Source organism: Bacillus sp. NPDC057893 (genome assembly GCF_042796455.1).
Lineage (GTDB): Bacteria > Bacillota > Bacilli > Bacillales > Bacillaceae_G > Bacillus_A.
This window is the reverse complement of the sequence record NZ_JBHVNG010000013.1, coordinates 56,873-65,304: the sequence shown is the minus strand read 5'-3', so window position 1 is coordinate 65,304 and position 8,432 is coordinate 56,873. Positions and strand designations below refer to the sequence as shown.

Annotated in this window: 11 protein-coding genes; 7 read left to right on the top strand and 4 right to left on the bottom strand. The window is 35.4% G+C overall.

The annotated features are described in order from the left end of the window. Nucleotides 1–219: 219 nt before the first annotated feature. The 3 genes from ACFVQC_RS27205 (at nt 220) to ACFVQC_RS27195 (ending at nt 1,417) form a co-directional block, all read left to right on the top strand. Nucleotides 220–348 carry a hypothetical protein gene (locus ACFVQC_RS27205; protein ID WP_255256211.1) on the top strand — a complete coding sequence of 43 codons (129 nt, stop codon included), beginning with the start codon at nt 220–222 and terminating at the stop codon, nt 346–348. Nucleotides 349–464: 116 nt separating this feature from the next. Then, nucleotides 465–995, top strand: coding sequence for a hypothetical protein (locus ACFVQC_RS27200; protein WP_377899826.1), 531 nt, complete (start codon nt 465–467; stop codon nt 993–995). 146 nt (nt 996–1,141) lie between these two features. Then, on the top strand, nt 1,142–1,417 hold the full coding sequence (locus ACFVQC_RS27195; protein ID WP_377899825.1) for a hypothetical protein: 276 nt from the start codon (nt 1,142–1,144) through the stop codon (nt 1,415–1,417). Nucleotides 1,418–1,769: 352 nt separating this feature from the next. On the opposite strand, the gene ACFVQC_RS27190 is transcribed toward ACFVQC_RS27195, so the two are convergent. The 4 genes from ACFVQC_RS27190 to ACFVQC_RS27175 all read right to left on the bottom strand — a co-directional run bounded on the left by ACFVQC_RS27190 (nt 1,770) and on the right by ACFVQC_RS27175 (nt 5,294). Then, complete coding sequence (locus ACFVQC_RS27190) at nt 1,770–2,141, bottom strand: cupredoxin domain-containing protein (RefSeq protein ID WP_204209355.1); 372 nt, start codon at nt 2,139–2,141, stop codon at nt 1,770–1,772. A gap of 159 nt (nt 2,142–2,300) precedes the next feature. Then, complete coding sequence (locus tag ACFVQC_RS27185; protein ID WP_377899824.1) at nt 2,301–3,560, bottom strand: serine hydrolase domain-containing protein; 1,260 nt, start codon at nt 3,558–3,560, stop codon at nt 2,301–2,303. A gap of 99 nt (nt 3,561–3,659) precedes the next feature. After that, nucleotides 3,660–4,859 (bottom strand): MFS transporter, encoded by a 1,200-nt coding sequence (locus ACFVQC_RS27180; protein ID WP_002146688.1) that lies wholly within the window; start codon nt 4,857–4,859, stop codon nt 3,660–3,662. Nucleotides 4,860–4,874: 15 nt separating this feature from the next. Continuing rightward, entirely contained in the window at nt 4,875–5,294 is a 420-nt protein-coding gene (locus ACFVQC_RS27175; protein ID WP_377892987.1) for a MarR family winged helix-turn-helix transcriptional regulator, read from the bottom strand. Between the two features lie 188 nt (nt 5,295–5,482). Between ACFVQC_RS27175 and phaZ the strand changes: the two genes are divergently transcribed. The 4 genes from phaZ to ACFVQC_RS27155 all read left to right on the top strand — a co-directional run bounded on the left by phaZ (nt 5,483) and on the right by ACFVQC_RS27155 (nt 8,325). After that, the gene (gene phaZ, locus ACFVQC_RS27170) at nt 5,483–6,385 is read left to right on the top strand and encodes an intracellular short-chain-length polyhydroxyalkanoate depolymerase (RefSeq protein ID WP_377892988.1); all 903 of its coding nucleotides are present in this window, start codon (nt 5,483–5,485) and stop codon (nt 6,383–6,385) included. A gap of 60 nt (nt 6,386–6,445) precedes the next feature. Beyond that, complete coding sequence (locus ACFVQC_RS27165) at nt 6,446–6,646, top strand: hypothetical protein (protein WP_377892990.1); 201 nt, start codon at nt 6,446–6,448, stop codon at nt 6,644–6,646. Nucleotides 6,647–6,944: 298 nt separating this feature from the next. Next, nucleotides 6,945–8,141, top strand: a complete 1,197-nt coding sequence (locus ACFVQC_RS27160) for an MFS transporter (protein ID WP_377899822.1) — start codon at nt 6,945–6,947, stop codon at nt 8,139–8,141. After that, a complete protein-coding gene (locus tag ACFVQC_RS27155; RefSeq protein ID WP_000166302.1) occupies nt 8,125–8,325 on the top strand; it encodes an NETI motif-containing protein in 201 nt (66 codons plus the stop codon). Before ACFVQC_RS27160 ends, ACFVQC_RS27155 begins: the two co-directional genes overlap by 17 nt. Nucleotides 8,326–8,432: the final 107 nt, after the last annotated feature.

Sequence of the window (8,432 nt, the reverse complement as noted above, 5' to 3'; positions counted from 1 at the left end):
AAATCTTTAAAGCACCTACATATAGACTTTCGAAAAAAAGAAACAATCTCTCTTATCATTGACATTACATGAGCTTAGCTTGATAGCGATGGGGTCTCACCACATCCATCAAGCTAAAATTTTATAGTACCCCCAGAACGAAATTTTGTACTATCTTGTAACAAAATGCTCATTTTTTCGTTTTGAGGTATTTGCATTTCTTAGCCTGATGGTGATGGGGTGGTACCCCTACTAGAAAAATTGTCTCCGCGTGAACGTGAAGAACTTGAAAAATTTAAAAAAGAAGCAATGGAAGAACCACCGGATTTCTTTGAATATATTCAGTCTACCGAAAAAGATAATAAATGATACATAATGCCTCCAACAGAATATTTATCAAATTGATAACATATGTATTCCTTTCATTTTTTACAGAAATTGTAATAATATAAGTATATGCATATAGAAGGGGAGGCATAGATTCTATGAAAGATGTTAAGTTTTATGGGTTAATTCTAGCATTCATCTTGCTACTGGTAGCTTGTAGTAGTAATTCCTTTGAAGGTTATACATCAAAAGCTGATAAGAGCATTAAGGATAAAAAGTATAGCGAAGCTATAAAGAATTATCAAGAGGCTTTGAAGTTGAAGGATGATAAGAATATTAGAAGTAAGTTAGAACAAACCGAAAATTTAAAGAAAGCGCAAGATGCTTTTGATAAACATGAAATCGGGAAAGCTATGAATAATGTTCAAAAGGCAAAAAGTGATGAAAATAAAGAATTAACAAAGCAAGCCAATGCATTGCAAGGTGAGATTCAACAAGAATTTTTAGCTACATTTAATAAGTTGAACATGAATGATATTACTGGCGATGTAAAAGAAGCCCGTAAATCTTTAGATGATCTTAAGGCTTGGATACAACAATCTGACCTATTAAAATCTCAAAAGGATTTTGTTGATACGTTACCTGAAAAAGAAGCAAGTATCTCTAAACTAGAGGAAAGTAAAAAATAAAGAAAAGAGGTTGCCCAAAAGTAACTATTCAGCGACTTTTGGGACAATCTCTTCTTTTTGTTGTATACTTTCAAGAAAATTTAGAATAGAATAAAAAATAGTCATCTACCTATTATTCACTAATGAAAAGAAAAGGGGGTAGCGAAATGCACTTGAAGTATGGGAAGCACATTAATATATTATCTATTATTCTAACTTTGTTCTCTTTGTTCGCAATTGTAAGTTTCTCTACCTGGTTGAGTGAATATTCAATTCCCAACATTTCTAAAATGCTTAAGGTAACAATGTTGAGTGCATTTATTCTTGGAATTATAGGGTTTAGACAAGAGAAAAGCGCACTAGCGATTATAATTATGGGAATATGTGCCTTTGCTCTAGTCGTTCTATATATTTATGCGGTTATAAGTTTTCTTGAGCATTGAACACCATGAAAAAGAAACGAACATTTTTGTTCGTTTCTTTTTTGGGGATGATTATTATAAAATAGCCTCTTCTAATGATTGAGTGCTGAATCCAAGAATTGATTTTTTGGGTGTTATTTTCATGATCTTTTACAATGATATATGGAACTCCTTGTACGTTAAAGGAATTATACTCTTTGGGGTATGGGGTAGTACCAACAAAACACAAATTTCGTACGCTATGACAACTTAAAGATTTTATTCTACCCGTAAAAAACTGATTAGTGAGAGCTCATAATCCGTGGGGGAGGGACACCCCCGCGAATTTAAGTTTCACTTTATAAAAAAAGTAAGGATCGACCGGTACCGCTCGTTATTTGACTATTACTTTCCCATCCATTCCTTTCAAGTAGTGGAACCTACATATTAGTTCATATGTACCGGGAGTTTCAGGTTTTACGGTAATTGTTATTTCTTTTCCTGACGGGACTTCGGCGTCAATTCCGAGTTTTTTCACCGTAAAGGTATGTTCTCTATTCCCTTTGTTTTTCAATAGCAACGTTGTCGTTTTCCCAACCGGAACTGTGATGATACTCGGATTAAAGTAATCATCATTCAGTTCAACCTCAATAGGCTGTCTCACAGCGTCGGATTCGGCAAATACACGGAGTGAACCTAAAGTAGTCATCACTACAATCATCGCAAGTGAAATGATTAATCCAGTTAATAGCTTTTTCACAGACATTCGTAATCCCTCCTTTCCTAAGCACTAGTGTTTTCAAATTACTAAAATATTATCAATATAAATGGGGTTTAGGCGTGGTTCAAATAGTAATTCTTTCGGCAACTCCTACTAACTAAGTACTAACTGGAATAGGATTTGGGTAAATAAAAAAAGCCTCCACTACTGTGGAAGCTTCTCCAAATGATGTGCAATATCAATATACATATCGGAATAAACCGAATGGATTTCATTACTAGGCGCAGCGTTAGAAGAGAAGTGGACGATTACCATATTTGCTGTCGGATCGATGTAAAGCGTTTGTCCGTAACTGCCTAACACTTCGAAAGCGCCTTGTTCATTATGCGGAATCCACCATTGATTATGATAAGAAATTGAAGCGCCGCTGCCAATTGCGAGCTCGTCTTCTTGTACATTTTTTACACTTTCTGTAATAGAAGAAGGGACGATTTGTTCTCCATTATATTGACCATTATTTAAAAGTAATTGCCCGAATCTCGCCATATCCCTAGCAGTTGCATTTAAACCAGCACTTGCTTGTTCTACTTTTGTTTCATCTGTAACGTAATAAGCGTCTTCTTCCATACCAATTTGAGACCAAATTCTCTCGCTTACATTTTCAGCTAATGATTTGTCAGTGATTGTTCGGATAATCCAAGCGAGTGTTTCACTTGAGCCATTATTGTAAGAAAAAGCGGAACCAGGCGGTGCAGTTTCTTCGGCTTCTAGTAACATATCATAAATTTTCATAGGCCCCTCGTAATTTTTACCTCGGGGCAAGATATTACTAGCTAAATATAGTTGTGCATCTTGATTTTCTAGTCCTAGCTGCATATATCCGTGAGTAGGGTATTCAGCGGAAACTTGCATGTCCAGTAATTGCTGAAGTGTTGCTTTACCAAACGGTGTATTTTTTAATTCTTTTATGTAAGTGTCAGCTGTTTTCTCTACATCAATAAGATTTTCTTCAGCGAGAGATTGTATGATTGCACCAGTAAACACCTTTGCTAATGATGCCATTCCATGAGGATCACTCTCGTTATATCCATTGAAATATCGCTCATAAACAAGTTGGCCATTATGTACAACGACAAAAGCGTCTGTTTTGTTTTCGTCTAAAAGTTTTTTTAGAGGAGTTGTATTTCCAAATCCACGTTGGACAGCAAAATCGTCTAAGTTTTGTAACGCGGTAGGGAAGGGATCAACTTGGTCAGGATTGTTTTTTACTTCATTAATTAAAGTGAATTCTTTCATATGTGTATACGACCAGCGTAAGTAAGGATCGTCTAACCAGTTTTCTTTTGTGACATTATCTTTAGTGGGGGTCGTTTTATTATTTTTAAAAAAAGTAAACCCAAGTCCTGTAACTACGAATAGTAATACTAGTAACAGTAATAGCAGGGGAGATTTCTTTACATTCATGTATGTACCTCCTTTAGTTTCTATTATAAGTATACGCTCGTCTTGAAAGAAATACAAAATAAGGAAAGTAAACGGGTAAGTTTACTTTCCTTATGAACGTTAAGCAGATATTTGTCTGTCTGTACTTTGTTTCTTGAATTTTTGTTTTCGTCCGTGTAATACATAATAAAGTAATAAAGTGAACGCAACGATAATAGCTGCGATAAAATACATATTATGATAACTTGATTTGGCAGCGACTATACCTAAAATGAAAGAACCAAAGCCAATGCCGCTATCAAAGAACGAGAAGTAAGTAGCTGTCGCAGAACCACGTCGATGGTTTGGAGCGGCAGAAATTGCAATCGTTTGGAAACTTGGAATTAATGTCCCGTATCCTAAACCGATTAACATACCTGAGCCAAGGAACCAAAATGAAGTTTGCGCTTGGCTTAAAATGAACATCCCAATTGTGAAAATAATGATAGCTGGATAAATAAGTACATTTTCACCGAAACGATCAAATATTTTTCCTGTAAATGGACGAGAAATTACAACAACAAGTGCGTATAAAATAAAGAAGTAACTTGCAATTTCGCTTAAACCGAGTTCTTTCGCATAAATAGGAATAAAGGATAAAATGCCACTATAAGAAAAGGCTAAAACAAATCCTGTAAGAGCGATTGGAATAGAAGATGGTTCAATTAAGTCTTTCCATTTCATTTTTTCTCGTTTTTGTTTACTTACTGGTTTTTCATGTGGAATATCGACTAGTAATCCTAATAAAAATGCGAGTAATGAAAATACTGAACAAACGATAAATAGTACAGTAAATGAAAAATGGGAAATAATTGTTAAACCTAAAAAAGGACCAATTACCATCGGTAGACTCATAAATACGCCGTAATAAGCAAGTGCTTCACCGCGTCTATGAGCTGGTGCTACATCAGTTACAATTGTTCCAGTTGCTGTTGTTGCCATTCCGAATCCAATACCATGTAAGAAGCGAAGGGCAAGTAATAAAAATAAACTTTGCGTACCGAAATACATAACAGTAGCGGCTAAAAATAGTGAAAGTGAAATAAATAATATTTTCTTTCTTCCTAAATCATCGAGCCATTTTCCTGTGAATGGTCTACATAAAACAGATGAAATAAGAAAAACAGTTGCAACTAAACCAATTTCCTCAGGTTTTCCTTTTAGGCTGTCTATAACATAGACAGGCAGAGTAGTCATAAGCATGTAAAATGTTAAAAAGAGAAACAGACTACTAAAACAAGTTCCGAGGAAATCCTTCGTCCAAAGTTTTTCACTTTGCATCGTCATCCCTCCATATTAATGATCTAAATTTTTGATAATTTGTTGTAACAATTGAAAAGCCGCATGTAAGTCTTCTTCTTTAATACCTTCTAGCGTCTTTTCTTCAAAAGAATCAACTTCTTCTTGCCATACTGGAATCATTTCTATTGCTGTTTCCGATAAGGAAATGAGCTTCTCACGGCGATCTTTTCCTTCCGTACGAATAATCCAGCCCATCGTTTCCATACGTGTTAACGTACGAGTCATCGTTGGTGATTCAACATTTAAATACTGACATAATTCTGTTTGGGTACAAGATCCACTTTGATTAATGCGGAAAATAACAGCCCATTGCGCACTAAATAATCCTGTTGGAGATACACGTTCATTAAATCTCTTCGTAAACTTACGAGAAGTTTGACTGACAATGTGGAAAAAATGTTGTTTTTCGTCCATGTATTTGGATCCTTTCAAATTAGTTACCTAGCTAACTATATACCTTTTTATTTTAATTGTCTAGTAATAGACATGTTGTTTTATGTGGAAATTTCGTATAGATTTTGTATTGAGAACGTATATTCTACATGATATTCTTTAATTAAGTAAAGAATTTTCTTTCTATTAAAAGAATGGGGGAACTTGTAATGATTAAGCCTGCAACAATGGAGTTTGTTTCACTAGCGAACGGAGAAACGATTGCATATCAAGAAGTTGGAAGGCAAAATGAAGAAATGCTCGTACTCATTCATGGGAATATGACATCGTCACAACACTTTGATTTAGTTATTGAGAAACTACAAAAGCAATATCATATTTACGCAATTGATTTAAGAGGATTTGGACAATCAACGTATAATAAGCCGATTGATTCTTTACAAGACTTTGCAGAAGATGTGAAACTTTTTATAGATAAATTAAATTTGAAGAAATTTTCATTAATGGGATGGTCAATGGGCGGCGGTGTTGCGATGGAGTTTACAGCGAGCCATCCAACTTTTGTAGAAAAGCTAATATTAGTAGAATCGGTAGGGATGAAAGGATACCCGATATTTAAAAAAGATATTAACGGGCAACCAATCGTATCGAGTTTATTAAAAACGAAAGAAGAAATTGCACAAGACCCAGTGCAAATTGCACCCGTACTAGATGCAATAAAAAATATGAATAAATTATATTACCGTACAGTATGGAATCTATTAATATATACACATAATCAACCTGAACCGGATCGTTATGAAAAGTATTTAGATGATATGTTAACGCAGCGCAATTTCGTTGATGTGAACTATTCATTAGTTACATTTAATATTTCAGATGAACATAATGGTGTTGTACGAGGAAATGGACATATTCACCGTATTCAAGCTCCGACACTCGTCATACAAGGTGACCGCGATTATGTCGTACCACAAGTAGTTGGCGAGGAATTAGCGAAACATTTGCCAAATGCGGAGTTGAAGGTGTTAGAAGATTGCGGGCATTCGCCGTTTATTGATTGTTTAGATGTGTTTATACAGCATGTAGAGGATTGGTTAGACAATAAATAATTCTCGAAATATAAAACTTGCATATACTATAGCATTTGTATGTATAAGGTGAGAGAGTCAATGCATAATCCATTTTTAATATATCATTCTCCATATAATCATCACCAATATATAAAATTTATTATTGATCCGATGTATATGCAAGTTTCGCCAGTTGCAGTTCCTTTGCAAGTGCAGCAGTCAACAATAGCTCATTCACATCAATGCTTATATGGGCCTTCATTTTATCCCGCATTAACGGGCAGTAAGACTCCCACCTGAAAAATTTTGGTGTAAAGCAAAGGAGTTAGGCGGGAGATCAACTGCCCGTAAAAGCCCGATTGGTGTGGGCTAATAATCAGTGGGGGATGGAGAAACTCCCCACTGATTAAAGTTTCACTTTATGAAAATCCATATTTTAAGCACTTTCATTACCATGTGAAAGCACAAGTTTGGGAAGGATAAGAAGCTAAAAAGTATATTCTTTTTAGCTTCTTTTTTTATTGGTAATATTCGTACACGCATGTAAAGAAACAGTTTATAATGAAAGTTGGAAAGCGTGAGAAGGAGAGGGAAAAGGATGTCGATGCGTTTTACTTTTTGGATTATGGTTGGGATTGTGGCAATTTCAGGTTTGTCACAAGGCATGCTCTTACCGACCATTGCAATGATTTTTGAACAAGAAGGGGTTAGTTCAAGTATTAACGGTATTCATGCGACGGCATTATACATCGGGATATTATTTATTTCACCGTTTCTTGAAAAACCGATGCAAAAGTTTGGAATGAAACCAATTATCGTAATTGGTGGGTTTCTCGTTATTATTTCATTATTCTTTTTTACACAAACATTTTCATTCTGGGTATGGTTTATTCTTAGATTTCTAGTTGGAGTCGGAGATCATATGCTCCATGTAGGAACGCAAACGTGGATTACGACAACGTCAGATCCTAGTAAAATAGGTAGACAAGTATCTATATACGGTGTATTCTTCGGAATTGGTTTCGCAGTTGGCCCGTATTTAGCAAGCACTGTTCAGTACGGTCTTGCAACACCATTTATCGTATCTACTATACTTTGCTTAATAGGTTGGCTTTTACTACTACCAACGAAAAATGCATTTCCAGCACAAGATGAGGCGAAAACTGAAAGTGAATCATCCTTTTCTCGTTATAAACAAGTCGTTGGATTAGCGTGGATTGCGTTAATTGGTCCGCTTGCATACGGTGTACTTGAAGCGATGTTAAATAGTAATTTGCCAGTATACGCACTTCGCAAAGGATGGTCTATAGCGGAAGTTTCCTTCTTATTACCAGCATTCGCAGTTGGAGGTATTATTACACAAATCCCGCTCGGTATGTTAAGTGATAAATACGGAAGAGATCGTATTTTAACGTGGATGTTCAGCGTAAGTACTGGCATTTTCCTACTTGCAGCAGTATTTGATCAATATTACTGGATCGTCTTTGCCTGTATGCTTTTAGCTGGTATGGTCATTGGCTCGTGCTTCTCATTAGGTCTTGGATTTATGACAGATTTATTACCGAGGCACTTACTACCAGCAGGTAATATATTATCCGGAATCGCCTTTAGTATAGGAAGTATTATGGGCCCTGTATTAGGAGGCGTATTTATAGAAAAAATACAGTATACAAGCTTTTTTATTGCGGTTATGATTATAATGGGTATTCTCGCAATGGTATATATTATTCACATGAAAAATCAATTCGCATCAAGAAAAATAGAAAGTAGGTTAGGGCATGACAAAACAACCTAATAAAAAGAAATTTGAAGTACTAGAAAACGAAACAATTACAGACTGTTTAGCACGTATGGAACAAGAAGGATATGCACCGTCTCGTCGCATGGAAGAGCCAATCTTTCATGAAGTGAAGAAAGACGGGAAAACAGAAGTTGAACCGTGTGGTAGAAAAATTGTTTTTGAGGGGAAATTGAAATAATCAAATAACAGATTTTCTTTTTGATACAGAACAAGCCATCCAATTCATCCTCTATGAATTGGATGGCTTGTTTTTTTACAATTGATCAGTGAAGGAAAATATATTTT

Bases quoted from the DNA above. Each gene is read 5' to 3' on its own strand.
- ACFVQC_RS27200 (WP_377899826.1), top strand. From the start codon at position 465: ATGAAAGATGTTAAGTTTTATGGGTTAATTCTAGCATTCATCTTGCTA.
- ACFVQC_RS27195 (WP_377899825.1), top strand. From the start codon at position 1,142: ATGCACTTGAAGTATGGGAAGCACATTAATATATTATCTATTATTCTA.
- ACFVQC_RS27190 (WP_204209355.1), bottom strand. From the start codon at position 2,141: ATGTCTGTGAAAAAGCTATTAACTGGATTAATCATTTCACTTGCGATG.
- ACFVQC_RS27185 (WP_377899824.1), bottom strand. From the start codon at position 3,560: ATGAATGTAAAGAAATCTCCCCTGCTATTACTGTTACTAGTATTACTA.
- ACFVQC_RS27180 (WP_002146688.1), bottom strand. From the start codon at position 4,859: ATGCAAAGTGAAAAACTTTGGACGAAGGATTTCCTCGGAACTTGTTTT.
- ACFVQC_RS27175 (WP_377892987.1), bottom strand. From the start codon at position 5,294: ATGGACGAAAAACAACATTTTTTCCACATTGTCAGTCAAACTTCTCGT.
- phaZ (WP_377892988.1), top strand. From the start codon at position 5,483: ATGATTAAGCCTGCAACAATGGAGTTTGTTTCACTAGCGAACGGAGAA.
- ACFVQC_RS27165 (WP_377892990.1), top strand. From the start codon at position 6,446: ATGCATAATCCATTTTTAATATATCATTCTCCATATAATCATCACCAA.
- ACFVQC_RS27160 (WP_377899822.1), top strand. From the start codon at position 6,945: ATGTCGATGCGTTTTACTTTTTGGATTATGGTTGGGATTGTGGCAATT.
- ACFVQC_RS27155 (WP_000166302.1), top strand. From the start codon at position 8,125: ATGACAAAACAACCTAATAAAAAGAAATTTGAAGTACTAGAAAACGAA.